This is a genomic window from Agrobacterium sp. 22-226-1, from assembly GCF_053522345.1.
The window spans coordinates 124,331-150,090 of sequence record NZ_JBNWCP010000007.1 but is presented as its reverse complement, the minus strand read 5'-3'; the positions used below and the strand labels follow the sequence as shown (position 1 = coordinate 150,090).

The window sequence follows — 25,760 nt, the reverse complement described above, 5'->3', positions numbered from 1 at the left end:
CAATGATCAAGACCGTTCAGACGAAGCCCTATCAGGACCAGAAGCCGGGCACATCCGGCCTGCGCAAGAAGGTGCCAGTCTTCGCCCAGGAAAATTACGCCGAGAATTTCATCCAGTCGATCTTCGACGCGCTTGAGGGCTTTCAGGGCCAGACGCTGGTGATCGGCGGCGATGGCCGTTATTACAACCGCGAAGTCATCCAGAAGGCGATCAAGATGGCCGCCGCCGCCGGTTTCGGCAAGGTATTGGTCGGTCAGGGCGGCATTCTCTCGACGCCTGCCGCCTCCAACGTCATCCGCAAATACAAGGCCTTCGGCGGCATCGTACTTTCCGCCAGCCACAATCCCGGCGGCCCGAACGAAGATTTCGGCATCAAATACAATATCGGCAATGGCGGCCCCGCACCGGAAAAGATCACCGATGCGATCTATGCCCGCTCGAAGGTCATCGACAGCTATAAAATCTCCGACGCCGCAGATATCGATCTCGACAAGGTGGGCAGCTTCAAGGTGGACGAACTGACGGTCGAGGTGATCGACCCGGTTGCCGACTACGCCGCTCTGATGGAAGAACTGTTCGATTTCGCCGCCATCCGCGCGCTGATCGCCGGCGGTTTCAAGGTCGTGGTCGATTCCATGAGTGCCGTCACCGGTCCCTATGCCGTGGAGATCATCGAAAAGCGTCTCGGCGCGCCGAAGGGCTCGGTCCGCAATGCAACGCCGCTGCCGGATTTCGGCGGCCACCATCCAGACCCGAACCTTGTCCACGCCAAGGAGCTTTATGACGATGTCATGAGCGCGGAAGGTCCAGATTTCGGCGCGGCGTCGGATGGCGACGGCGACCGCAATATGGTCGTCGGTAAGGGCATGTTCGTCACGCCGTCCGACAGTCTGGCGATCATCGCCGCCAATGCGAAACTCGCCCCCGGTTATGCCGCCGGCATTTCCGGCATCGCCCGTTCGATGCCGACGAGTGCCGCAGCGGACCGTGTGGCCGAAAAGCTCGGCCTTGGCATGTATGAAACGCCGACCGGCTGGAAATTCTTCGGCAATCTCATGGATGCCGGCAAGGTGACGATCTGCGGCGAAGAAAGCTTCGGCACCGGCTCCAACCATGTGCGCGAAAAGGACGGCCTGTGGGCCGTGCTCTACTGGCTGAACATCGTCGCCGCGCGCAAGGAAAGCGTGAAGGACATCGTCACAAAGCACTGGGCCGAATATGGCCGCAACTATTATTCCCGCCATGACTATGAGGAAGTGGATTCGGACGCCGCCAACACGCTGGTCGCCACCCTGCGCGAAAAACTCGCCACGCTTCCCGGCACCAGCTACGGCAATCTGAAGGTCGCGGCGGCGGATGATTTTGCCTATCACGATCCGGTCGATCAGTCGGTCAGCAAAAATCAGGGCATCCGCATCCTCTTCGAAGGCGGTTCGCGCATCGTGCTGCGCCTCTCCGGCACGGGTACTGCGGGCGCCACGCTTCGCCTTTATGTCGAGCGTTACGAGCCGGATGCGGCCCGTCACGGCATCGAAACGCAGGAGGCGCTCGCCGACCTGATTTCCGTTGCCGATACGATCGCCGGCATCAAGGCCCATACCGGCCGCAACGCACCGAGCGTTATTACGTAAGGGCTGGCCGCCCGCTCATGAGGGACGCAGTGAAAGCGTCCCTCACTCGGCCTTGCCTCCCTTTTCCATTCTGGAAGAGAAACACCATTCCCCGGAGAGACAGACCATGCAGACACCTTCCGTTTTTCCCAAGGGCGCAATCCACACGGAAAACGGAACGGAATTCACGGTCTATTCCCGTCACGCCTCGCAGATCGATCTCTGCCTTTTCGATGCCAAAGGCGAGAAAGAAACGGCGCGTTTGCCGATGACGCGCGGTGAAGATGACGTTCACCGGTTGACCGTCTCCGATGTCGGCCCCGGCACGCGATACGGCTTTCGCGCTCACGGCATTTACGCCCCCGAACACGGCCTCTGGTTCGATCCTGCAAAGCTGCTGCTCGACCCCTATGCCACGGAGATCGACCGCCCCTTCCGGCACGATCCCGCGCTTTACGCCTTTGGTGCGGAGACCGGCGGGATCATGCCGAAGGCGATCCTTTCGCAGCATGAGCCGGTCCGGCGTCAACCGCCGCTTTTTGCCGAAGGCGGGCTGATTTACGAACTCGCCGTCAAATCCTTCACCCGGCTGCATCCTGAAGTACCGGAAGAGATCAGGGGCACCGTTGCCGCACTTGCCCATCCCGCCATTGTCGGGCACCTGAAAAAAATCGGCGTCGATGCGGTGGAGTTGATGCCGATCACCGCCTGGATCGATGAGCGCCACCTGCCGCTGCTCGGCCTTTCCAATGCCTGGGGTTATAATCCCGTCGGCTTCATGGCGCTCGATCCACGCCTCTGCCCCGGCGGCGTGCGGGAATTGCGCGACACGATTGCGGCGCTGCATGCGGAGGGCATCGGCGTCATTCTCGATCTGGTCTTCAACCATACGGGCGAAAGCGATATAGAAGGTTCGATCCTGTCGTTGCGCGGGCTCGATAACCTCACCGCCTTCCGCCACCCGCCGGGAAAGCCGGGTGTGCTGGTCAACGATACCGGTACCGGCAACACGGTCGCCTGCGACCATCCCTATATTCGCCAGCTCATCGTCGATTCCCTCAGGCATTTCGTTCTGAATGCCGGGGTGGACGGCTTCCGTTTCGATCTCGCGCCCGTGCTCGGGCGAACGGCCAATGGCTTCGACATGGCGAGCGAAACGCTTGCGACCATGCATTCGGACCCGGCACTTTATGACCGCCTGCTGATCGCCGAACCATGGGATATCGGCCCTGGCGGATATCAGCTCGGCAATTTCCCCGAGAGCTTTCTGGAGTGGAACGACCGCGCCCGCGACGATATGCGCCGCTTCTGGCGCGGCGACGCCGGCACCACCGGGGCGCTGGCCAATGCGCTTTCCGGGTCTTCGCCGATCTTTTCCCGCCATGGCCGCTTAAACAGCCGCAGCGTCAACTTTCTCGCCGCCCATGACGGCTTCACCCTGTTCGACCTCGTCAGCCACGAACACAAGCACAATGAGAAAAACGGCGAGAACAATCGCGACGGCCACAATGAAAACCACTCCTGGAACAATGGTTTCGAAGGCGTGACGGATGACCCTGCCATTGTCGCCGCCCGCATTGCGGATGTGAAGGCGCTGCTTTCCACCCTGTTCGTCAGCCGCGGCGTCTTGATGCTGACCGCCGGCGATGAGGGCGGCCGCAGCCAGCATGGCAACAACAACGCCTATTGTCAGGACAATGACATCACCTGGGTCGACTGGTCTTCGCTTGTCCCCGAACTGATCGACCACACCGCATTTCTCGCAGCGCTTCGCAAACGCTTCGGCGTCTTTTCCCAGACCAGCTTCTTTTCCGGCAGCGGCGATGTGACATGGCTTGCCCCGGGCGGGGAACCCATGACGGTTGCGGACTGGGAAAGCCCGGATGGACCGGCCTTCGCCATGGTGCTGTCAACGTCGGACCGGGAAACGGACGACGAGGTCGAGCTTGCGATTCTCATCAATCGCGGTCGGGAGGTCGTTCCTTTCACGCTGCCCGGCGATGGCTGGTATGCGATCGGCACGGATTTCGGCAATCCCGCCTTCCTGCCCGCCCGTTCCGTGGTGTTTTATCTGCGCAGTTGATCCCTTCGCGTCGCCAGCCGTATAAGTCCCTGGAAACAATGCGGACGAGGTAACATGACAAAAGAAATTGCGCTGGCGGAGATGAAAAATCTGGTCGGCACGGAAATGGGCGTCTCCGACTGGATTACCGTCGACCAGACGATGATTGACGCCTTCGGAAAGGCGACTCTGGACGAACAGTTCATCCACACCGACCCGGAACGCGCCAAAGCGGAAAGCCCCTTTGGCGGCACCATCGCGCATGGATTCCTGACGCTGTCTCTGCTTTCGGCGCTGAATTACGATGCCCTGCCCCGCATCCGCGAACAGACCATGGGCATCAATTACGGCTTCGATGCGGTTCGTTTCGTTACGCCGGTCAAAAGCGGTGCGCGGGTGCGCGGCCGCTTCACGCTGACGGAGGCGCGTTTTCGCGGCGCGGCCATGTTGATGACGACCTATGACGTGACGGTGGAAATCGAAAACGAGAAAAAACCGGCGCTTACCGCCCGCTGGACCACCATCAGCCAGTTCAATCCGGAGGACAGGCCGGAAGACGCCTGAAACCGCTGCAAGGGAGAGACCGCATGCATGACGAAGCCGTAAGGAATGCGTTTCTCGTGCAGGCAAGAGCCTGCGACAGCCTCGGCTCGCCCTTCACCGCACGGCTCTGCCGCACCATGGCAGCAAGGCTCGACCGCCTTACCGAGGTGGGCGAGCGGATTTTATCCTGGCCCGGCGATGTCGGCCCATCGGGCGATTCCGTTCCCCTGCGGCTGGCGGGCGCCCTGCATGCGCTCGCCATCGAGGAAAAGATCGCGCCGCTTGCCGAAATCCCGCCGGAAGACGAAGAAGCGCTCTGGCAGGCCTGCGCCAGCGCCCTGCGTTTTCATTCCGCCTTCATCCTCGACCGGTTGAAATCACCGCCGCAGACCAACGAGGTTCGCCGTTCCGCCGTTCTGCTGCCGGGCTTTCTTTCGATTGCGAAATTAACCGGCAAGCCGCTGGTGCTTTCCGAAGTCGGAGCCAGCGCTGGCCTCAACCTGCAATTCGACCGTTACCGATATCGCCTCGGCGATCTCACCTGGGGTGAACAATCCGATGTTTTCCTGTCACCGGAATGGCGCGGCGACACCCCGGCCCATGAGCGAATCGAGGTTATCGAGCGCGCCGGCTGCGATCTCAACCCGCTCGACCCGTCATCCGCCGAAGATCGCCTGCGGCTGATGTCCTATGTCTGGGCCGATCAGACAGACAGGCTGGAGCGAACCGCCGCCGCCCTGCGGATAGCCGTGGAACATGGTCTGCATGTCGAGAAGGCGGACGCGGTCGACTGGCTGAAACATCGACTTGCCACACAATATGCGGGTGCTGTCCACGTCGTCTATCACTCAGTCGCCTGGCAATATCTGCCCGATGGATTGAAACAGGCAGGCGAGGCTGTGATTGCCGAAGCTGGAACCCGCGCCACGCCGGATGCCCCGCTTGCCCGGCTGCAAATGGAGGCGGATGCGACGCCGGGCGGCGCCGCCATTACCCTGCAGATCTGGCCGACCGGCGAGAAACAGGAAATCGGTCGCGCCGATTTCCATGGGCGATGGGTGGAATGGCGGGGCTGGATGGCGGGTTAAACCGCCACGTCCTCAGCCGCCTCCTGCAACAGCCCGCCGACATATTCCGCAAAGGAACGCCAGCATTCCACCCGGAACGTATCGTCCGCCGTGCGCAGCAGCACCACTTCCGCCTTGCCGAAAACGGTGCGCGAGCAGGCGCCGACAGGGAACTTTGCAAGAGAAAGATCCTGCGGGCAGCCGGCATTGAGTGCAGCTTCCGCACCGGCGCCGGAGACGATGACGGCCGTGTTGCGGTGGGAAATATCGGTTGCAGAAAACAGGCCGGAAACGCCGGCGAGAGCCGCCATCAAGTCGCTCTCGCCCTGATCGATCACCAGCCATTCATCCGGGCCGAGCCACAAAGCGGACCGCAGGCCCGAGGTGACGGAGCTTTTCGGGCTGGCAGGCAGGGCAAGACCGAGCGCTTGCGAAAGTGCCGGCAGGGCGCTTTCCCGGGCGCGCAGCGACAGCCGCGATGCGGAAGCAGCGGGTTTCAGCGAAACGAAGGGAGAGCCGCCGTGAAAATCCTCGAGCACGGATTTGCGTTTTGCGTGAAGTTTGTCAGCCATTGAGACGGGCTCCTTCCTTGTCGAGGAAGACCATGTCGGTCACTTCGACGGCAATGGTTTTATCGGCGAGCGGAATATAGAGCGTTTCGCCCATGCGCGCCCTGCCATCCGCCACCAGCGCGAAAGCGATGGAATGGCCGAGATTTTCCGACCAGTAGGCGGAGGTGACATGGCCGAGCATGGTCATGGGTTTCGGCTGGTTTGGATCGACAACGATCTGGCCGCCCTCGTCCGGAACGATCAGCCGGTCTTTCGTCTTCAGGCCGACAAGCTGTTTGCGGCCGGAGCGCGTGAGATCGGGGCGTTTCAGCCCGCGAATGCCGACGAAATCCGTCTTCTTCTTGGAAACGGCCCAGGCAAGCCCGGCATCGTCAGGCGTCACAGTGCCGTCCGTATCCTGGCCGACGATGATATAGCCCTTTTCCGCACGCAGGATATGCATGGTCTCGGTGCCATAAAGGCAGCCGCCGACGGCTTCCGCTCTTTCGCGGATCGCGGTCCAGACAGCTGCGCCATAGTCCGCAGGAACATTGATTTCGAAACCGAGTTCGCCGGTAAAGGACACGCGGAAAAGCCGCGTCGGCACGCCGCAGAATGTGCCTTCGGCCACCGCCATATGCGGGAAGGCCTCCGGCGAGAGATCGATGCCCTCGACGAAGGGCGCGATAACCTCGCGCGCCTTTGGCCCCTGCACGGCAATCACGGCCCATTGTTCGGTGGCCGAGGTGAGCCAGACATTGAGATCGGGGAATTCGGTCTGGAGATAATCTTCCATGTGCTGGAGAACGCGCGGCGCACCGCCCGTGGTCGTCGTCACATGGAAACGGTCTTCGGCAAGACGCCCGACGACGCCGTCGTCGTAAACGAAACCGTCTTCGCGGGTCATGATGCCGTAACGGCAGCGGCCGGGTTTCAGCGTGTCCCAGGCATTGGTGTAAATGAGGTTCAGGAACTTCGCCGCATCCGGGCCGACCACCTCGATCTTGCCGAGTGTGGAGGCATCGAACACGCCAACGCTTGTCCGAACCGTCTTGCATTCACGGTTGATCGCCTCATGCATATCCTCGCCCGCCCGCGGGAAGAACCAGGCGCGTTTCCAGTTGCCGACATCCTCGAACACCGCACCGGCAGCCAGCTCTTCCTCGTGCATCGGCGTCTTGCGGGCCGGATCGAACAGCGCGCCGCGCGAATGGTTGATGAGCGTGCCGAAGGTGACCGGCGTATAGGGCTGGCGGAAGGTGGTGAGACCGACCTTGGGCAAATCCCGGCCAAGCGCCTCCGATGCGATGGCAAGGCCGTGCATATTGGACATCTTGCCCTGATCGGACGCCATGCCATTGGTGGTGAAGCGCTTGATATGCTCGACGGAATGCATGCCCTCGCGCACGGCGAGGCGGATATCCTTGGCGCAGACATCGTGCTGGAAATCGATGAAAGCCTTGACGCCGGTGCCTTCGCCCGCGCCTTCGGCCGCGCCGATCATGCCGCCTGTCCAGGTCCGCGCATTCTCGCCGAAAAACTCCACGCCGCCGCCACCGGCAGCCGCAGCCTCGGCAATCAGCGCGGAAAGATCGTCCGTGCCGTTGCAGGCGCCGATGGAGACACCGTTCTGCACATGGATATCCGGCAGGAAACGCTGGTTAGCCGCGTCAAACTTCAGCTTGCCGCGCGATTGCGAGAAGAGATGCACCGAAGGCGTCCAGCCGGCCGAAACCACAAGCGCATCAATGGCGATCTTGCGCTTGTTGGAGCCGCCATTGCGGCCAACGGTCATCGAGGAGACGCGCAGGCGGCCGGCGGTGTTGTAAACGCCATGGCCCGCCAGCACTTCGATGCCGAGCGCCCGCGCTTCATCCAGCAGGCGCTGATCCGGGTTCTCGCGGCAATCGACGATGGCGGCGATTTTCACCCCGGCCTTCTTCAGATCGAAGGCCGTCTCATAGGCCGAATCATGGGCGGTGTAGACCCCGACATTTTGGCCCACGGCGACGCCGTAATGGTTGAGATAGGTGCGTGCGGCCGAGGCCAGCATGATGCCGGGGCGGTCATTATTGGCAAAGACCATGTGGCGTTCAATCGCACCCGCCGCCAGCACGACCTTTTTGGCGCGCACCTGCCACAGCCGCTCACGCGGCTGGTGTCTGGCGGGCGTGGCGAGATGATCGGTCACCCGCTCGGCCAGCGCCACGAAATTGTGGTTGTAATAACCAAAAGCGGTGGTGCGGGTCAGAACCCGCACATTGGGCAGGGACTTCAGTTCGGCAAGAACCTTCTGCGCCCATTCGTAACCGGGCAGGCCGTCGATGACAGTACCGGTGTCGAAACGCAGCGCGCCGCCGACTTCGGCATTTTCATCGACCAGAATGACGCTGGCGCCGGTTTTCGCGGCAGCAAGCGCCGCGGTCAGACCAGCGACGCCGGCGCCGGCCACCAGCACGTCGCAATGGGCATAACGGCCGGAATAATGATCCGCATCCGGCTCGCTCGGCGCCTTGCCGAGACCGGCGGCGCGGCGGATCAACGGTTCGTAAATCCTGTGCCAGGCGGCCTTCGGCCACATGAAGGTCTTATAATAAAACCCGGCCGCGAACATCGGCGAAAGGAGGTCGTTGATCGCACTCAGATCGAAGGATAGCGACGGGAAACGGTTCTGCGAGGCGATGATCGCGCCGTCGAACACTTCCTGCACCGTGGCGCGCACATTGGGCTGCTTGCGCAGGCTGTCGCGCGACACATCGATCAGCGCATTCGGCTCTTCCGGCCCGGCGGAAAGGAAGCCGCGCGGCCGGTGATATTTGAACGAGCGGCCGATCAGATGCACGCCATTGGCCAGAAGCGCGGAGGCGACCGTGTCCCCCTCCAGCGCCTGATAAATCTTGCCATCGAAGGTGAAGCGCGCGGTTCTGGCCGGGGTGAGACGACCGGCCCCCTTGATACGATAATCGCCGCTCATTGCCCGGCTCCCTTTTCTGCGGAAAGGACCGTCTCAGTATCGGGTTTCGGCTCACCCGCCTTGTAGGTCATCAGGAATTTGTCGCTGACCGAATCGCGGGCGGCGTTGAAGAAGCGGCCGCAGCCGTGAATGTGACGCCAGCGCTCGAAAACGAGGCCCTTGTCATTGTCGCGAATGAAGAAATATTCGGCGAAGGCCTCGTCGGAAATATCGGCGATGTTTTCCGGCCGGGCAATATGGGCTTCGCCCGCCCAGCGGAATTCCAGTTCGGAACGGTCTTCCCCGCAATAGGGGCAATGGATCAGAAGCATCGTCGCTCCACCTAGAGAGAATTTTCCGGAAGCGCTGTTCCGGCGGGTTGGTCACACAGCCGCTTTCCCATGGCTACGAAAGGGGAAAGCCGCTTTAAAAGCTGCTCGAAATTATCGAAAGGGCGTAGCGCCGAGGCCCGGCCCATATTGACGATGGCAACCGCCATCATGTCGGTGTCGATCGCGAAGGGGTAATCCTGCTCGCCATCTTCCTTCTCGCCGACAAAATAAACCATCTTGTTCGCGAGACTCGGAGCACAGAGAAGCAGGCCTTTTTCCGCCACGAAGGGCCAGTCTTTCTCACCGTGCATCTTCGCAATCTTCTGGCTGCGAAAATCCTTAGCCTCGGGAATGACGCTGCCGACAGGCACGGCCACGGCCGCGCCTGATATGTTGATCGCAAGCATGGCCGCCGCCAGCATCAATGCGCCACCGCGGCAGCGGCAGCCTCATCGATCAGACGGCCGGTGCGGAACCGGTCGAGCGTCAGCCCCGCCGCCAGACGATGCGGTTCACCGCGCGCGATGAGATGCGCGAAGAGGTTCGCCGAACCCGGGGTCGCCTTGAAGCCGCCCGTGCCCCAGCCGCAATTGACGAAGAGGTTCGGCACCGGCGTCACGCTCTGGATCGCCGAGCGGTCAGGCGTGTTGTCGGTAATGCCGCCCCACTGGCGCATCATCTTGACGCGGCGGAAGATCGGGAACAGCTCGCAGATAGCGTCGAGCGTGTGGGTAATGATCTGCAGGCCGCCGGTCTGGGAATAGGAGTTATATTGATCGGTGCCTGCGCCGATGACCAGCTCGCCCTTGTCGGATTGCGAAATATAGGCGTGGACCGTGTTGGACATCACCACGCAGGGGAAGATCGGCTTCAGCGGCTCCGAAACCAGCGCCTGCAGCGGGTTGGAATGCAGCGGAACGCGTACATCCGCCATCTTCATGATAACGGAGGAATGACCGGCAGCGGAAACGCCGATTTTCTTCGCACCGATGAAGCCGCGATTGGTTTCCACACCCGTCACCGCCCCGTCCGGCCCACGGCGAATGCCCGTGACCTCGCAGTTCTGGATGATGTGCACGCCGCGGTCGGAGGCAGCGCGGGCATAACCCCAGGCCACTGCATCGTGGCGCGCCGTGCCGCCGCGGCGCTGGAGTGCTGCGCCATTGATCGGATACCGCGCATTGCCGGAAATATCGAGCGGCGGGCAATAGGCCTTCGCCTGCTCCGGCGTCAGCCACTCATTGTCGATGCCGTAAAGACGGTTGGCATTGATATGGCGGCTGAAGGACTGCCGGTCATGGATATTGTGCGACAGCATCATCACGCCACGCGCCGAATACATGACGTTGTAATTGAGATCCTGGCTCAGGCCTTCCCACAGTTTCAGGGAATGCTCGTAAATATCCATGCTCTCTTCATAGAGATAGTTGGAGCGGATGATGGTGGTGTTACGGCCGGTATTGCCGCCGCCAAGCCAGCCTTTTTCCAGAACTGCGACATTGGTAATGCCGTGTTCCTTGGCAAGATAATAGGCCGCACCGAGACCGTGGCCGCCGCCGCCGATGATGATGACATCGTAATCCTTGCGCGGCTCGGGCGAGGCCCATTGCGCATCCCACCCCTTGTGACCCCTGAGCGCCTCACGCGCCACGGCAAAAACGGAATATTTGCGCATTCGCAATCTGCTCCTCAAGAACCGGCCAGAGGCCGGAAACATGGCTCCGGCCCTTATCATACACATGGCAAATCGGGATGGGAGGCAATATCCATTTTGCGACGCCGCAATGATTTTGTTTCGACATCGCAGGCAGAATTCCGGGCAAGCCGCATTTTGCTGGGTGATTATGCGCTACCGGCTGGACTTGCTGCAAATGATCTGTTATTGCACGTCACCAATCGCCCGGCTCGACAGCCGAACGAACGATTTTTTATTTGCGTGCGAATGCCTTATTCACATAGCAAATTAACCAAACCAAAGGAACGGGATTCACGTGCAGGTACTAGTCCGCGACAATAACGTTGATCAGGCGCTCCGCGCCCTGAAGAAAAAGATGCAGCGCGAAGGCATTTTCCGTGAAATGAAAATGCGCGATTACTACGAAAAGCCCTCCCAGAAGCGCGCTCGCGAAAAGGCTGAAGCCGTTCGCCGCGTTCGCAAGCTGGCACGCAAGCGTGCACAGCGCGAAGGTCTGGTTGCAGGCCCCCGCGCAGGCCGTTAATAGGCCGTCTTTTGGACGTTTTTGAATGCTTGTTGGGCGGGGGCGATCAATTCGCCGCCGCTCTTTGTGTTTGTGGCCGGAGAACGCTCTTGAAAACGACCGTGAGACCGGCCTGCGAGGGAACCCACACCGAATGATCGCTGTCGACGCCTGTGTTGTGAAAAACTCCGATGCCTCCACGCGCCGGGTGCCATTGAAAAACAACAGAGGGTTCCGCGCTTCTCTGGTCGTCTGTACCGTCCTTGCCGGTCTTTCCGGCTGCGCGACATCCAACCAGACGGAAGATGTGTTCAGGATCGACCGTGCCCAGGGTTCGCAGGAAAACATCGCCTCGCTCACCTCGGTCATCAACGCCAATCCGCAGGATCCCGAAGGCTATAACGTCCGTGGTTCGGCTTACGGCCGCGCCGGCGATTCGCGCCGCGCCATCGAGGATTTCAACAAGGCGCTGCAGCTCAACCCGCGCTTTTATCAGGCCTATGCCAACCGCGCGCTGGTCTATCGCAACTCCGGACAGCAGCAGCAGGCCCTGCAGGACTACAACGCCGCCCTGCAGATCAATCCGAGCTACGATGTGGCGCTGATCGGCCGCGGCAATCTTTACCGCCAGTCCGGGCGTGTGAACGAAGCCTTCAACGATTTCTCCCGCGCCATCGAGCTTGAAACCACCGACGGACGCGCCTGGCACAATCGCGGGCTGATCTACCAGCTGCGCAACCAGCATGCCCAGGCCATCGAGGACTTCTCCAAGGCAATCTCGCTGTCGTCGACCTCGCCGGAACCCTATAACGGCCGCGGCCTTTCCTATGTCGCCTTGAACGACGATGAAAACGCCTTTGCCGATTTCAACCACGCCATTTCTCTGGATGGCAATGTGGCGGAATCCTGGGCCAACCAGGCGCTTGTTTATGAGCGTCGCGGCGAGATGGCCAAGGCCGCCAAGTCCTATGGGCATGCGGCCCGACTCGACCCGAAATACAAGCCCGCACTCGACGGCGTTGCCCGCACACGCGGCGCCAGCGCTTCCTGATCAAACGGGCATGAACGAAAAGGCCGGCAGGTTTGACACCTGCCGGCTTTTTTATGGAAAATGCTGAGGCCTCAATGGCTGTCGCGGCGTGCCTCTGGCGTGGCATCGCCCGCCCACAATTCCGCCTGCACGGCGTTTTGAAATTCCATGACCTCGCGCCGCATGGCGGCGTCCTCATAGCCAAGCGCCGTCAGACGGGCGGCCAGCTCGCGGCACTCCCTGCGCCAGAAATCATTCGCCTCCACACCATGCAGCCGGTCGAGCATGGTTGCACATCTTTTTACGTCGGCAATACGGTTCTTTGCCGGAAAGGCGATTACTTCTGAACTCGTTGTCACGCGGGCACCTTGCTCTTGCTGAGGAATCAATACCGACTTTTTAAAGGCGAGATGGTTAACGAAGTCTGCAGAGGGCGTAAGACAGCCGACAATGGCCGCAAGAGAACGATTTTACGCCTCTCAAAAGCAGGAAATCGCCTGGTAAGGCAGCCCCGATTGGGGGAAGTCATCGATTACCGAGGAATTTACCAATCAAGATTACCGAAATTTCATGCCGCAACCGTTAGAAGAAGTATATGTGTGTTGAAACAGCACCGGTCTCATCGTATATTTCTTGCAAAGAAGAAAAATGCCGCAGCGCAGTCAAAAATGGAGAAATCGTTCTCGGGAGGAGAGCACCATGTATGCACCTCGTGTTTTTTTCAGCATGATCGGTGCATTGCTTACCTTTGCGGTTGCGACATATTTCATCCACGGCTCGTTCTATACGGCATTCATCCAGACCCTCATCTGCGCGGTCATTCTGCAAGTCGGTTATTTTGTTGGGATTCTCGTTCTGGTCGCCCGGGAAAAGCGGCGCATGCGCGAAACCTTCGCGCGGGACCGTGGCGCCGAGGCAATGCAGGCGGACGCCGTAAAAAGCCCGCCGCCGCACGGTGCAAAACTGACCGATATGTGAGCTTTCACGCAGCTTCATTTATTGCGTCGCAAAAAAATCGCTTGCATCCATACCCGTGACACTTTCTGCTGGCCAAATCCTGACGGTTGGTCAAAGCAGAAGGACAATCCATGGTGAGCGGTTCACAGCCCATTTGCGTCATCATCGCTGCGAAAAATGCATCCGAAACAATCGATATCGCCATACGTTCCGCCCTTGTGGAGCCGGAGGTCGGCGAAGTCGTGGTGATCGACGATGGTTCCACCGACACGACGAGCGATGTGGCGCATGCGGCGGATGACGGCACGGGCCGTCTGCGGGTCGTGCGATTCGAGGTCAATCGAGGCCCTTCGGCTGCGCGCAACCACGCCATCTCGATTTCATCGGCGCCGCTCATCAGCATTCTCGATGCGGACGACTTCTTTTTCCGGGGTCGTTTCGCGGCCATGCTGGCCGATGACGACTGGGATCTGGTGGCCGACAATATCGCCTTCATCCAGCAATCGGTCCCCGGTGCATCCTCCATGCAGCCGGTCCGTTTCGAACCGCAGGCGCGGTTTCTGTCGCTGACGGAATTCGTGGAAGGCAATATTTCCAGGCCCGGCGTCGAGCGCGGGGAAACCGGGTTTCTGAAGCCGGTCATACGCCGCGCTTTTCTCGACAAACATGCACTGCGTTACGATGACGGCCTGCGGCTCGGCGAAGATTACGAGCTTTACGTGCGGGCGCTGGCCGCCGGCGCGCGTTACAAGGTCATCCGCCATTGCGGTTACGGCGCGATCGTGCGCGGCAACTCGCTGAGCGGCCGCCACCGCACCGAAGATCTTCGCCGCTTATATGAGGCAGACAAGGCCATTCTCGCTGGCTGCCGGCTTTCGGCAGAGGAAACGGCGATCCTGCGCGAACACGAAAAACACATCCGCGCCAAGTTCGAGCTTCGCCATTTTCTCGATGCGAAAAAGCAGAAGGGCATGGGCGGCGCGCTGAGCCACGCCCTTGCACGGCTCCCCGCCCTGCCCGCCATCACGCGCGGCATCTGGAGCGACAAGACCGCCCGATTCCGTAAATCCCCGCCGGTGCGGGATGTGCGTTATCTGCTGGACGGTACGCCGGTTTCGTAAGGGGAAAGGCGACCTCCGCCAATTTCTCGCCGTCATCCTCGAGCTTGTCCCGAGAATCTACTCACGTATCGTATGATCGGTCGGTTGCAGATGCTCGGGACAGGCCCGAGCATGACGATAGAGACCCTAGAGGATGGCATCCTCAAGCGAAGGCGGCAGAAAATTCTCTGCCGCATCCACTCTTCGCCCTCAGAGATAATCCCGCTTCACCGTTTCCAGAACGGCGGCAAAGCGCTCCTTGCGCTCTTCCAGCCGGCCATCCGGGCTGAGACGCGGCTCCGCGCGGCTTGCCTGCCAGAGCGCCAGCGTGGAAGGCGCGGCCAGCACCTGCTTGGCCAATTTGCGCAATGACCGGGGCTGCGTTTCCTGCGGCCGCACCAGCACGTCACCCTCATGCGTCGGACCTTCGTGCGCCGGAGCGGAACCGGTCTCGGCAATAACGGGGCCGGGCGGCGGCGGGAAGCTCATGCCCCAGAAGCGCGAGCCCTTTTTCGCCGCCTCGGCGCGGGTCGAAACCGGCACGTAGCGCGGCTGATATTCGACACCCACGCTACCGGCCCAGTCGCTCCATTTGAAGCTGTTGATCGACGGCGAGGTGCTGACCGCGACCCATGGCACGCGGAAGGCATCGGCAAGAATTGCGCCATGCATGGATTCGGCAACGATGAATTCCGACTGGGCGATGGCGCGGATCACCGCTTTCGCCTCACCGCGCGGGTCGAGATAGGTCAGCCCCGCCGGTTCGCAGACGGTTTCCCACATGCCGAATTCCGCCGATTCCCAGTGCGGAACGAAGGTCTTCTTGTAGAGCTTCGGCAGGCCTTTGAAATCGGGCATCTCGGTGACCATGACGGCCGGATCGACAATGCCCTTTTCGGGCGCGAGCCCCAGCTTGGCAGCGGTTTTTTCGCCGCGCACGCAACGAATATCCCAGAACTCGGTGCTGGTATCCGGCACCGCGCCATAACCATAACCGCTGCCGATCACCAGCTTGCGCTGCTTTGCGGGCAAAAGAACGTCGTTCAGCACGGTGCCGACGCCGACGAGCATGACATCGTCATGCACATCGCGCAGGCCCGGAAGCAGAAAATCCCACAGCCACAGGTTGAGATCGTCACCGAAATTTCCGTGATGAGATTCCCAGTGGTAAGGTTTCATGAGGTCACTCCTGGGTGAAAAAACATATAAATTCTTGCGGGCGAGAATTCGCTCATCTGGAGCGGACGATTTTTCCAGCACCGAGCTCGAAAGCGGCGCGCAGCAATGCCGGATCGCGCATCGCCCATTTCAGGAGCAGCCCGAATTCGGGCGCCTTGCGCCGTTTCAGATTACCCGCCTGGCTCCACAGCGCCTGTTTGCGCGCCGTGTTTTTATAGGAAGCGATGGAGGCGACATCGTCCGGCCGGCGTGAGAAACGCCCCTCCAGCGTATCGAGCGCCACCCAGGTATTGAACTGCTGGCGCAGGAATTCCGGCGAGGTATTGTCGATGCTGTGGAAGATATTGACCCCCATGCCGCGCATCGCGCCGGCATCGTCACACAGAAGCGTTCGCTTCGATGCAAGGATGCAATCACAGAAAAACAGCACGTCTTCCGCCGCCAGACGAAGCGCCGGGTCAAAGCGGATTTTCTCAAAAAGAGGACGGCCGATCACCATGCAGGAGAGATGCAGGAAGCTCCAGTTGCGCAGCATCACACTTGCCAGATCCGGCAGTTCGATCACCAGCGGCTTCTCGGAAAGCCTTGCCGCACCCTCATTCTTCTCCAGCTCGGAGATGGCGAAATGATAATAAAATTCGTCACTTGCCTGCATGGATGCCCAGTAGCACTCGCCGCCATAGGTCTGAAGCGCAAAGGCCGCATTCTGCAGATGATCGGGTGTCCAGATATCGTCGGAATCAAGAAAAGCGACATAGTCAGTGCCGTCAGGCACATTGTCCAGACCGGTGTTGCGGGCGCCGCCCGGGCCGGCATTGGCCTGTTTAATGACGAGAATCCGGTCTTTCTCACCCTGCGAAAGTTCCGCAAGTTCCTGATCGATCGGGTATGGCGATTCGTCATCGACGATGACAAGATCGAAATCCTGGTAAGTCTGCGCAAAAACCGATGCGAGTGCACGTCCCAAGACACCGTGTTGCTTTTGGTAGTAGGGAATGACGACAGTAAATCTTGCCATTGTTTCGCCCCTTGCGTTGATCAAGAAGTGTCGGGCCCGATCCTAAAAGCGGCCCCGATGGTATCGGCAACTCCCAACCGGCTTTCCTCCCGCCGGCCTCCAGAAACAGGATGCTTGTATGCCCCCAGCGCCAAATGTAAAGACCATCACCACGAATGTCGGCTGGAGCGTTTTATCAAAAACAGGGACATTCGGGCTTAAATTTGTCACGGTCCCAATTCTCGCAAGACTGCTTTCCCCGGAGGAATTCGGGGTGGTTGCGGTAGGACTAACGGTTGTACAGTTTCTGACCATGATCGCCGGCGCGGGGCTGACCTCTGCCCTCATCGTCGAAAAGGAAGAGGATATGGAAACGATCCATACCGTCTTCTGGGCCAATCTTGCCATCTCCTGCACCATGGCCGCCGTCCTCTACATCTTCGCGGAATTTTTCGGCGGGCTGCTGGGCGCGGTGGAAAGCGCTTACCTGCTGCGCATCATGGCCTTCCTCATTCCGCTGCAGCTTGCCGGCGATGTCGCCTATTCGCTGCTCGCCCGGCGGATGAACTTCAGCCAGGACGCGGTGTGGAGCATGGCGTCGGAAAGCATCGCCGCGGTTGTCGCTGTGGCGCTCGCCCTTCTCGGCTTCGGCGTCTGGGCGCTGATCATCCAGCTTTTTGCCGCGGCCCTCATCCGGCTTGTCGGGCTTTATGCCGTTTCGCGCTATTGCCCGCGCTTCGTCATGAAACCGCGCCGGCTGGTGCCGCTTCTCGGCTTCAGTTCGGGGCTGATGGGCTCGGAAATCGCCAATTTCGTTACCTTTCAGTCGCCGATGGTGGTCATTGCCCGGCATCTTGGGCTGGCGGATGCCGGCGCCTATTCCGCCTCCAACCGCTTTGCCAGCATTCCCAATCAGGTGGTTCTGTCAGCCGTCATGGGTGTCCTGTTTCCCGCCTTCAGCCGCATGATGGACGACCCGCAACGCCGGCGCGATGCGCTGATGTTCAGTACGCAGGTGCTGACCGTGCTCCTGGCACCGATGATGTTCGGCCTCTGGGCCGTGGCGGAGCCGGCCATGCTTGTCATCTTCGGGCAGAACTGGGCCTATGCCTGGCCGGTCCTCGGTCTGCTCGCCCTGTCCAAGGCCATTCTGACGCCGTGCAGCACCTTCATCCCGTATCTGAAGGGAGCAGGTTACGGCCGCGTGCTGTTCTGGTCGGCGACCATCCGCGCCATCGTCACGACTGTCGCGGTCTGGCTTGCCGCGCTTTATGGCACCCTGATCGACGCGATGGTGTGGCTCTGCATCGTCAATGCGATAACGCTGGTCGCCTATTCCTGGGCGGTGTTCAAGGCAAGCGATATGCCCTTCTTCCGCGGCCTTTATGTCAGCAGCCGGCCGATGATCGCGGCGCTGGTGATGGCCGTTGCGGTGCGTTATCTGCTTCACCTTCTGGCTGAGCGCGTTCCCAATGCCACGCTTCAGGTTCTCATCGGCGCTGCCGTCGGCGGCCTCATCTATGCGGTGCTGATCCTGCTGACCGAACGGGCGCTGCTCGGGAAAATTCTCGGAATGGTCAAATCGCGGCGCATGCGGGATACTGCAACCCAAGGTTAGTTCAATCGCCGAAAAACGCGCCTCATTTCCGCCGTTAACCGACCTTTTCCGCGGTGATTTTCCTCACCGCGGCAGGGCCGGATGGCGGTTCTTTTTGCAGCGCAACATCACGACAAATGACAATTTCACACGGTTGGGAGATTTTTAACGATGGCCATATTTATAAAAATTCCAGTAATTTCAGATATTTGAATTTTTACAGCGACAGGAATGACCGGAACGCCAGACATTCACCCGCAAAATCTAAGCTTGTGTTTTTCCCGCGTCGCCACATTTTATCCCAAAGTCGAAACCAGACTTTCCAGTGCGGGCTTAAGTTCGCTCTGGTTGCAACGCGGCGTGGGTGGACGCCGCCCAATAGGGGTGACTGATGTGACTGTCGATCAGAACCTATCCTCCCGTATCAATTTGATGCGCATATTGCTGATCTCCGGGATCGTGTTCGTCCATGTGCCGCACGATGCCGAAACCAGCCCTTTTCTCGGCCTTTACGGCTTCTTCGACTGGCTGCGGGTTTTCCTGGGCGATGCGCTGTTTCGCATCGGCGTGCCCTGTCTCAGCGCCATTTCCGGTTATCTGCTGTTTCGCCGCGGCATGAGCGGTTTCGATTATCCGGCGACGATCCGCTCCAAGTCGAAAACCGTGCTGCTGCCCTTCCTTCTGTGGAATGGCGCGCTGTTTGCGGCCGTATTGCTGATCCAGCTTTTCGATGTCGGTGTGGGGTATTTCCCCGATCTGTGGAATGCGAGCCCGCGTGAAATCATCAGCCACGGAACGGCGCTTGAGGAGCTGCCGGTGAATGTGCCGCTGTATTTCCTGCGCGACCTCTTCGTCTGCATCCTGCTGTCGCCGGTGCTCGCCTTTCTGATGCGCCGTTTCGCCCTGCCGACGCTCGCCATCCTGCTCTTCATCACCGCCATGCCAGACCTGACGATTTTCATCGTCCAGAAGAAATCCATTCTTTTCAGCTTCTCGCTCGGCATTGCGCTCGCGCTTCATCGTATCGACGTCAAGGCGCTGGACCCCTATGCCGTGCCGATCATGGCGCTGACCTTTGCCGCCTCTGCCATGCTGGCGACAGGCCTCTATTTCACCGGCCCGGAATTCACCTTCTGGCTCAACATGTCGCGTAATCTGCTTGCCGTTTTCGGCGCGCTCGGTTTCTGGGCGTCTTCCGCCCTGTTGATCCGCAGCCGGCTTGGTCAGCGGCTTGCCGAAACCGGCAGCCTGAGCTTCTGGATTTTCTGCGCCCATTATCCGCTGCTCGTCATCATGTGGATGGTGTGGAACAAGGGCGGGCCGGATTTCTACCCCGCTTTTTATATCAGCGCGACGCTCTCCGCCTTCGTCATTCTGGTGATCAGCAATGCCCAGACCCGCAAATACCTGCCGGCCGTCTATGCCGTGCTGACCGGAAGCCGCAGCGGCAAAGGCAAGACGAAGGCCGATTTTGCGGCAAAACGGGCCGCCATGATCGGCCCGCCGACATCCGAAACGCTTTATTCGCAACGACAGAGGTGAACCAATGACAACATTTGTCACCCGCGTTCAGACACGCATTCTTCTCGCCGCGGCCCTTCTGGCCGCTCCCTTTGCGACGCCGGGCCAGGCACAGGAAGGCAATGGCGCATCCTTCATCGAGAACTTCGATTCCATGGACAGAAGCTTCTGGTACGTGTCCGACGGCTGGAACAATGGCGCGCATCAGAACTGCACCTGGTCGAAGAAACTGGCGACGGTGGAAAACAGCCAGCTGACACTCGGTTTCGAAGAAGCCCAGGCCGGAGACCGCAAATTCGCCTGCGGTGAAATCCAGACCAAGGGGCGTTATCGCTACGGCACCTATGAAGCGCGTATGAAGGCAGCCACCGGCTCCGGCCTGAACTCCGCCTTCTTCACCTATATCGGCCCGACCGACAAGAAACCGCATGACGAAATCGACTTCGAGGTTCTGGGCAGGAATACGGGCCAGGTGCAGCTCAACCAGTATATTTCCGCCAAGGGCGGCAATGAGAAGCTGGTGGCGGTGGAAGGCGGAGCCGATGCCGGCTTCAACGATTACGCCTTTGTCTGGGAGCCGCAGCGCCTGCGTTATTACGTCAACGGCAAGCTCGTCCATGAAGTGACGGACGAAACGAAAATTCCCCAGAATGCCCAGAAGATCTTCTTCAGCCTGTGGGGCACCGACACGCTGAAAGACTGGATGGGCCGGTTTTCTTATGCAGGACCATCGCAAATGATCGTTGACCGGTTTGCCTTCACGGCGCTCGGCGACAAATGCCAGTTTCCGGAATCCATCGCCTGCGCCCTCAACTGATTTTTTTGAACCAAACCGTCATCCGCGGCGTCTCTGACGCATGAACCAACCGGACCCTTGCATGACCCATGTTCTATATCTCGCGCATGATCTGTCGGACCCCGCCATTCGTCGGCGGGTGCTGACCCTGCTTGCGGGCGGGGCGCGGGTCACGCTGGCGGGTTTCCGGCGCGGACAGAACCGACTGGCGGAGATTGAAGGCGTCGTACCCGTCGTGCTGGGGGAAACCGCCGACGGGCAGTTTCTGCAGCGCATGGCGGCGGTGGCGAAAGCCAGCCTTTCGCTCGGCAAGACATTGAGCGGCATCCCCGACCCCGACGTCATTCTTGCCAGAAACCTCGAAATGCTGGCGCTGGCAAAGCGGGCCATGTCGATCTATGCCGGACAGCCGGCGCTGGTTTACGAGTGTCTCGACATTCACCGCCTGCTTCTCAACACGGGCAAGCCCGGACAGATGCTGAATGCCGCGCAGCGTTATTTCGCCCGCGACGCGAAACTGCTGATTACCAGCTCTCCGGCCTTCGTGGAGCACTACTTCAAGCCCGTGTCTGGCCTCGACCTTCCCGTCCTGCTGCAGGAAAACAAGGTGCTGGCGCTCGACGCCACCGTTGCCGCCATACCGCAACCACGCGCTCCCGCCCCCGGCGAACCGTGGAAAATCGGCTGGTTTGGCGCGCTTCGTTGCCGCAAATCGCTGGAAATTCTCGCCGAATTTGCCCGTCGAATGGAGGGCAAGGTCGAAGTCATCCTGCGCGGCCGGCCGGCCTATTCGGAATTTGCCGATTTCGACGGCTTCGTGGCCGCCGCCCCGCATGTGCATTTCCATGGGCCTTACAAGAACCCCGAGGACCTTGCCGCCATCTATAACGAGGTGCAGTTCACCTGGGCGATAGACTTTTTCGAGGAAGGCCAGAATTCCAGCTGGCTGCTGCCCAACCGGCTGTACGAGGGCTGCCTCTATGGCACCCTGCCGATTGCGCTTACCGGCACTGAAACCGCCCGTTTCATCGAAAAGCGCGATATCGGCTTCGTCCTGCAACATGCGGGCGCTGACGATCTCGCCGCGCTGTTTAACCGGATGAACCCGCAAACCTATGCGGACGCCTTCAACACCCTCTCGGCACTCGACAGGAAACAATGGCTGACCGACCGCGACGATTGCCGTCTGCTGGTGCAGCAATTGTCCTCTCTCGCCAAATCCGCTTCCGGCCATGCCCGCGAAGCGCAGTTTTCACCCGTGTAGTGCGTAGGGGGCAAATCATGGAAGGTCTTGGTCATTCCGGCATCAGAACGCTGATCGTCATTCCCTGCCTCAATGAGGCGAAGACGATCGAGGGGCTGCTTGTCAAATTCACCGGCGCGATGCAGGGGCGTCTTTTCCGCATCGTGGTTGCCGATGGCGGCAGCACGGATGGAACCCGCGATATCGTTACCGCCTTTGCGGCGGCGGATGACCGCGTGACGCTTCTCGCCAATCCGAAGCGCATCCAGAGCGCCGGCATCAACCTTGCCGTCGCCACCTTCGGCGAGGATTTCGACTACCTCATCCGCATCGACGCCCATGGCGATTATCCCGACGATTATTGCCAGCGGCTGATTGAGGATGCGGAGCGCACCGGCGCGGATTCCGTCGTCGTCGCCATGGATACGGTCGGCCACGGCCTGTTTCAGAAGGCGACGGCCATCGCCCAGAATTCCAAGCTCGGCAATGGCGGCTCCAAGCACCGCGAAGGCGCGAAAGGCCACTGGATCGACCATGGCCACCACGCGCTGATGCGGATCGCCGCTTTCGACGCGGTCGGCGGTTATGATGAGAGCTTCAGCCACAATGAGGATGCCGAGCTGGATTTCCGGCTGCGCAAATCCGGTTTCCGCATCTGGATGACCGACAAGACCCGCATGACCTATTATCCGCGCGCGAGCGTCATGCCGCTGTTCAGGCAATATCTCGCCTATGGCCGCGGCCGGGCGAAGAACCTCCTGAAACATCGCTCGATCCCGAAAATCCGCCAGATGATCCCGCTCGCCGTGCTGCCGGTTTTCATCCTCGCGCTGCTGTCGCTTGTGCATTGGGCGGCACTTATTCCGCTCGGCCTCTGGATCGCCGCATGTGTGGGTTATGGCTTGTGGATGGCAATAGGTCAGAAAAACCCATACGGCCCGCTCGCCGCCTTTTCGGCGATGGTGATGCATCTGGCCTGGTCCACCGGCTTCTGGCTGGAACTCCTGAAATTCCGGGGAAGAAAGGCTGTCTCATGACCGACAACACCGTCACCCGCACAGATGATTCGAAAACCGTCGATATCGGCATCTGCACCTACAGACGCCCCGCACTTATCGCCACACTTCTGTCACTCTTCGAGCTGGAGGTGCCGGAAGGCGTGAAAGTTCGGCTGATTGTTGCCGATAATGACGAGGAGCCAAGCGCCAGGGCGAGCGTCGACCGCCTGCGCGAAACCGCCCCCTTCGAGATCACCTATGTCCATTGCCCGAAGTCGAATATTTCGATTGCCCGCAATGCCTGCTTGTCGGAATGCAAGGCGGATTATCTGGCCTTTATCGACGATGACGAAACCGCCCCGCCGCATTGGCTCTCCGCCCTTCTGGAAAAGGCCGACGAGACCGGTGCGGAAGCCGTTCTCGGCCCGGTGACGGCGGTTTACCGGGACAATGCGCCGGGCTGGATGAAACGCGGCGATTTCCACTCGACCGTTCCGGTCTGGGTCAATGGCGAGATCATCACCGGTTATACCTGCAACACATTGCTCAAGATGGATGCGCCCTCGGTGAAGGGTCGGCGCTTCGCGCTGGCGCTCGGCCAGAGCGGCGGTGAGGACACGCATTTCTTTTCGCATCTTCACGCCGCCGGCGGCCGCATCGTTTTTGCAGAAGATGCCATGCTGTCCGAACCGGTGCCGGAAAACCGCGCAAGCTTCATGTGGCTTGCCAAACGCCGCTTCCGCTCCGGCCAGACCCATGGCCGCGTGCTGGCGGACAGGAAACCCGGTATACGCCGCGTGGTGCAGGTGCTGAAGGCAGGTTCGAAAGTGCTTTATTGCGCCGTCTTCGCCGCCTTGAACGGTTTCAACGCCGTGCGCCGCAACCGTTATGCGCTGCGTGGCGCACTGCATATGGGCTCGATGAGTGGCGCCTTCGGCGTGCGTGAAATCCGCCAGTATGGCGCGGTGGAGGCGACCTGATGGAAAACCTCACAGCACCGCCCGATATCAGCTTCGTCATCGCCGCCTATAATGCCGCCGATACGATTGAAGCCGCCATTCAAAGCGCACTCGACCAGCAGGGTGTGACGCTGGAAGTGATCGTCGTCGACGACCGCTCCGCCGATGACACCATTGCGCTCGTGGAAGGTATCGCCATCGTCGATCCGCGCGTCCGCCTGCTTGCTCTTGCTGAAAATCTCGGTCCGGGCGGTGCGCGCAATGCCGGTATCGAAGCTGCGACCGGACGCTGGATCGCCGTGCTCGATTCCGACGATGTCATCCGCCCGGAGCGTTCCGCCTGCATGATGTGCCGGGCGGAAGCCGCCAATGCGGCGATTGCGGTCGATAATCTCGATGTCGTCTATACCGACGGCAGGCCCATGGAGACGATGTTTCCGGAAGACTTTCTGGAGGAACGGCCGGTTCTCACGCTTGAGGACTTCATTTCGTCCAACATCCTGTTCCGCGCCACCTTCAACTTCGGTTACATGAAACCGATGTTCCGGCGCGACTTCCTCAATGCCGAGGGGCTGCGCTTCCGCGAGGATATCCGCATCGGCGAGGATTATATCCTGCTCGCCTCGGCACTCGCCGCCGGCGGCCTCTGCGTCATCGAACCCAAACCGGGTTACATCTACAATATTCGCGAAGGCTCGATTTCGCGCGTGCTCGAACTGCACCACGTCGAAGCGATGATGCGGGCGGATCAGGAATTCCTGAGCCATTACACTTTACTGCCCGCCGCCATGGATGCGCAGCAGGCGAGAGCCCGCAGCCTGCGGCTGGCGCATAATTTTTTGACATTGGTGGAAAACATCAAGAGCCGCTCGGTACTGGGCGCCTTGAAGACCACGATAAGGGATCCTGCCGTGCTGGGGCACTTAAGAATGCCGATTGCGGTGCGGCTGAGGAGGCTGCGGGACGCCATGTTTGCGCCCGCGGCGAATACAGGGGTGAAAAGACAGATTTCGTGAAATTGACGCGTGGACGAAATCTGCGCGGGGACTGGGGACAGATCAAACCTTGATGAAGGAGAACGCGATGGACCTGAACAAAACTGTCAGAAAAGCCGTCATTCCCGTAGCTGGCAACGGCACACGGTTTTTGCCCGCCACCAAGGCGATGCCGAAGGAAATGCTGACGATCGTGGATCGTCCGGTCGTGCAATATGCCGTTGACGAGGCCATGCAGGCCGGCATCGAACACATTATTTTCGTGACGAGCCGCAACAAGACCGCCATCGAGGACTATTTCGACAGCGCGCCGGAACTCATCAACACGCTCACCCGCTCCGGCAAGACCGTGCAGGTATTGCAGCTTGAAAAGATGCTGCCGGTCGCCGGCACCGTCAGCTATACGCGCCAGCAGGTGCCGCTCGGTCTCGGCCACGCCGTCTGGTGCGCGCGCGAACTGGTGGGCAAGGAGCCTTTCGCCCTGCTTCTGCCTGATATGGTTTCCTATGGCGCACGCGGCTGCATTGCCGGGCTGATGGAGCTTTACGATGAAGTCGGCGGCAATATTCTCGGCGTCGAGGAATGCCTGCCGGAAGAAGTCTCGTCCTATGGCGTTGTCGGCGTCGGCCAGAAGGTCAATCACGGTTTCGCCGTCACCGAAATGGTCGAAAAGCCGGAACCTTCGAGAGCGCCTTCGAATTATTACCTGAATGGCCGTTACATCCTGCAGCCGGAAATCTTCGATATTCTCGCCAAGCAGGAGCGCGGCGCGGGCAATGAAATCCAGCTGACCGACGGCATGAAGCGGCTTGCCGAAAAGCAGTCTTTCCATGCGCAGAAATATAGCGGACGCACTTTCGACTGCGGCAGCAAGCAGGGCTTCATCGCCGCCAACGTCGCCTTCTCGCTGATGCGCGCCGACATGGAAGCCCAGGTTCTCGCTTCGGTGAAGGAACTGGTGGCGAACCACGAAAGCCGCGTCCAGGCGGCCTGACTTTAATCGCGCCGCCGGGGGAGGCGGCCGGCGCACCAATAACGGGAGGCGGGAAGGCGAGCATTTGTTCGGCTTCCC

At 60.2% G+C, this 25,760-nt stretch carries 24 protein-coding genes; 16 read left to right on the top strand and 8 right to left on the bottom strand.

The window, feature by feature from the left end:
• Nucleotides 1-2: 2 nt before the first annotated feature.
• From ACQZ5K_RS14325 to ACQZ5K_RS14310, 4 genes are all read left to right on the top strand, one after another.
• Nucleotides 3-1,631 carry an alpha-D-glucose phosphate-specific phosphoglucomutase gene (locus tag ACQZ5K_RS14325; protein WP_174058420.1) on the top strand — a complete coding sequence of 543 codons (1,629 nt, stop codon included), beginning with the start codon at nt 3-5 and terminating at the stop codon, nt 1,629-1,631.
• 106 nt (nt 1,632-1,737) lie between these two features.
• On the top strand, nt 1,738-3,693 hold the full coding sequence (gene glgX / locus ACQZ5K_RS14320) for a glycogen debranching protein GlgX (RefSeq protein WP_174058418.1): 1,956 nt from the start codon (nt 1,738-1,740) through the stop codon (nt 3,691-3,693).
• Nucleotides 3,694-3,747: 54 nt separating this feature from the next.
• Entirely contained in the window at nt 3,748-4,236 is a 489-nt protein-coding gene (locus tag ACQZ5K_RS14315; protein WP_174058417.1) for a MaoC family dehydratase, read from the top strand.
• A gap of 23 nt (nt 4,237-4,259) precedes the next feature.
• A complete protein-coding gene (locus ACQZ5K_RS14310; RefSeq protein ID WP_174058415.1) occupies nt 4,260-5,303 on the top strand; it encodes a DUF2332 domain-containing protein in 1,044 nt (347 codons plus the stop codon).
• On the opposite strand, the gene ACQZ5K_RS14305 is transcribed toward ACQZ5K_RS14310, so the two are convergent.
• Genes ACQZ5K_RS14305 through ACQZ5K_RS14285 form a run of 5 tightly spaced genes read right to left on the bottom strand, consistent with a single transcriptional unit; the run spans nt 5,300 to nt 10,793 of the window.
• Nucleotides 5,300-5,854, bottom strand: coding sequence for a sarcosine oxidase subunit gamma (locus tag ACQZ5K_RS14305; RefSeq protein ID WP_174058414.1), 555 nt, complete (start codon nt 5,852-5,854; stop codon nt 5,300-5,302). The two genes, ACQZ5K_RS14310 and ACQZ5K_RS14305, sit on opposite strands and share 4 nt — an antisense overlap.
• The gene (locus ACQZ5K_RS14300; RefSeq protein ID WP_174058413.1) at nt 5,847-8,807 is read right to left on the bottom strand and encodes a sarcosine oxidase subunit alpha; all 2,961 of its coding nucleotides are present in this window, start codon (nt 8,805-8,807) and stop codon (nt 5,847-5,849) included. Before ACQZ5K_RS14300 ends, ACQZ5K_RS14305 begins: the two co-directional genes overlap by 8 nt.
• Complete coding sequence (locus ACQZ5K_RS14295) at nt 8,804-9,118, bottom strand: sarcosine oxidase subunit delta (protein WP_003508553.1); 315 nt, start codon at nt 9,116-9,118, stop codon at nt 8,804-8,806. The genes ACQZ5K_RS14300 and ACQZ5K_RS14295 overlap by 4 nt, the downstream gene beginning before the upstream one ends.
• 11 nt (nt 9,119-9,129) lie before the next feature.
• The gene (locus ACQZ5K_RS14290; RefSeq protein WP_174046006.1) at nt 9,130-9,540 is read right to left on the bottom strand and encodes a hypothetical protein; all 411 of its coding nucleotides are present in this window, start codon (nt 9,538-9,540) and stop codon (nt 9,130-9,132) included.
• Nucleotides 9,540-10,793: a sarcosine oxidase subunit beta family protein gene (locus ACQZ5K_RS14285; RefSeq protein WP_003522141.1), complete on the bottom strand. Its 1,254-nt coding sequence runs from the start codon at nt 10,791-10,793 to the stop codon at nt 9,540-9,542. The genes ACQZ5K_RS14290 and ACQZ5K_RS14285 overlap by 1 nt, the downstream gene beginning before the upstream one ends.
• Nucleotides 10,794-11,109: 316 nt before the next feature.
• On the opposite strand from ACQZ5K_RS14285, the gene rpsU reads away from it, so the two are divergent.
• Both rpsU and ACQZ5K_RS14275 read left to right on the top strand, forming a co-directional pair.
• Nucleotides 11,110-11,337 (top strand): 30S ribosomal protein S21, encoded by a 228-nt coding sequence (gene rpsU, locus ACQZ5K_RS14280; RefSeq protein WP_003508541.1) that lies wholly within the window; start codon nt 11,110-11,112, stop codon nt 11,335-11,337.
• Nucleotides 11,338-11,470: 133 nt separating this feature from the next.
• Nucleotides 11,471-12,367: a tetratricopeptide repeat protein gene (locus ACQZ5K_RS14275; RefSeq protein WP_080819947.1), complete on the top strand. Its 897-nt coding sequence runs from the start codon at nt 11,471-11,473 to the stop codon at nt 12,365-12,367.
• Between the two features lie 71 nt (nt 12,368-12,438).
• On the opposite strand, the gene ACQZ5K_RS14270 is transcribed toward ACQZ5K_RS14275, so the two are convergent.
• On the bottom strand, nt 12,439-12,705 hold the full coding sequence (locus ACQZ5K_RS14270; protein WP_077984785.1) for a DUF6074 family protein: 267 nt from the start codon (nt 12,703-12,705) through the stop codon (nt 12,439-12,441).
• Between the two features lie 340 nt (nt 12,706-13,045).
• On the opposite strand from ACQZ5K_RS14270, the gene ACQZ5K_RS14265 reads away from it, so the two are divergent.
• Both ACQZ5K_RS14265 and ACQZ5K_RS14260 read left to right on the top strand, forming a co-directional pair.
• Nucleotides 13,046-13,324 carry an exopolysaccharide production repressor protein gene (locus tag ACQZ5K_RS14265; protein WP_059756990.1) on the top strand — a complete coding sequence of 93 codons (279 nt, stop codon included), beginning with the start codon at nt 13,046-13,048 and terminating at the stop codon, nt 13,322-13,324.
• A 110-nt stretch (nt 13,325-13,434) separates the two neighbouring features.
• Nucleotides 13,435-14,424 carry a glycosyltransferase family 2 protein gene (locus ACQZ5K_RS14260; protein ID WP_020811960.1) on the top strand — a complete coding sequence of 330 codons (990 nt, stop codon included), beginning with the start codon at nt 13,435-13,437 and terminating at the stop codon, nt 14,422-14,424.
• 189 nt (nt 14,425-14,613) lie between these two features.
• On the opposite strand, the gene ACQZ5K_RS14255 is transcribed toward ACQZ5K_RS14260, so the two are convergent.
• Entirely contained in the window at nt 14,614-15,582 is a 969-nt protein-coding gene (locus ACQZ5K_RS14255; protein WP_174058412.1) for a polysaccharide pyruvyl transferase family protein, read from the bottom strand.
• Nucleotides 15,583-15,634: 52 nt separating this feature from the next.
• Nucleotides 15,635-16,600: a glycosyltransferase family A protein gene (locus ACQZ5K_RS14250; protein WP_174058411.1), complete on the bottom strand. Its 966-nt coding sequence runs from the start codon at nt 16,598-16,600 to the stop codon at nt 15,635-15,637.
• A gap of 118 nt (nt 16,601-16,718) precedes the next feature.
• On the opposite strand from ACQZ5K_RS14250, the gene ACQZ5K_RS14245 reads away from it, so the two are divergent.
• The 8 genes from ACQZ5K_RS14245 to ACQZ5K_RS14210 all read left to right on the top strand — a co-directional run bounded on the left by ACQZ5K_RS14245 (nt 16,719) and on the right by ACQZ5K_RS14210 (nt 25,682).
• The gene (locus tag ACQZ5K_RS14245) at nt 16,719-18,197 is read left to right on the top strand and encodes a lipopolysaccharide biosynthesis protein (RefSeq protein WP_448740652.1); all 1,479 of its coding nucleotides are present in this window, start codon (nt 16,719-16,721) and stop codon (nt 18,195-18,197) included.
• Nucleotides 18,198-18,569: 372 nt separating this feature from the next.
• Nucleotides 18,570-19,718 carry an acyltransferase family protein gene (locus ACQZ5K_RS14240; protein ID WP_211393988.1) on the top strand — a complete coding sequence of 383 codons (1,149 nt, stop codon included), beginning with the start codon at nt 18,570-18,572 and terminating at the stop codon, nt 19,716-19,718.
• A gap of 4 nt (nt 19,719-19,722) precedes the next feature.
• Nucleotides 19,723-20,514, top strand: a complete 792-nt coding sequence (exoK, locus tag ACQZ5K_RS14235; protein ID WP_174058408.1) for an endo-1,3-1,4-beta-glycanase ExoK — start codon at nt 19,723-19,725, stop codon at nt 20,512-20,514.
• Between the two features lie 61 nt (nt 20,515-20,575).
• Entirely contained in the window at nt 20,576-21,757 is a 1,182-nt protein-coding gene (locus ACQZ5K_RS14230; protein WP_174058407.1) for a glycosyltransferase family protein, read from the top strand.
• A gap of 17 nt (nt 21,758-21,774) precedes the next feature.
• The gene (locus ACQZ5K_RS14225; RefSeq protein ID WP_035260301.1) at nt 21,775-22,773 is read left to right on the top strand and encodes a glycosyltransferase family 2 protein; all 999 of its coding nucleotides are present in this window, start codon (nt 21,775-21,777) and stop codon (nt 22,771-22,773) included.
• On the top strand, nt 22,770-23,714 hold the full coding sequence (locus ACQZ5K_RS14220) for a glycosyltransferase family 2 protein (protein WP_059755894.1): 945 nt from the start codon (nt 22,770-22,772) through the stop codon (nt 23,712-23,714). The genes ACQZ5K_RS14225 and ACQZ5K_RS14220 overlap by 4 nt, the downstream gene beginning before the upstream one ends.
• Nucleotides 23,714-24,709, top strand: a complete 996-nt coding sequence (locus tag ACQZ5K_RS14215) for a glycosyltransferase family 2 protein (protein WP_174058406.1) — start codon at nt 23,714-23,716, stop codon at nt 24,707-24,709. Before ACQZ5K_RS14220 ends, ACQZ5K_RS14215 begins: the two co-directional genes overlap by 1 nt.
• A 67-nt stretch (nt 24,710-24,776) precedes the next feature.
• Nucleotides 24,777-25,682: a UTP--glucose-1-phosphate uridylyltransferase gene (locus tag ACQZ5K_RS14210; RefSeq protein WP_035263633.1), complete on the top strand. Its 906-nt coding sequence runs from the start codon at nt 24,777-24,779 to the stop codon at nt 25,680-25,682.
• Nucleotides 25,683-25,760 lie beyond the last annotated feature (78 nt).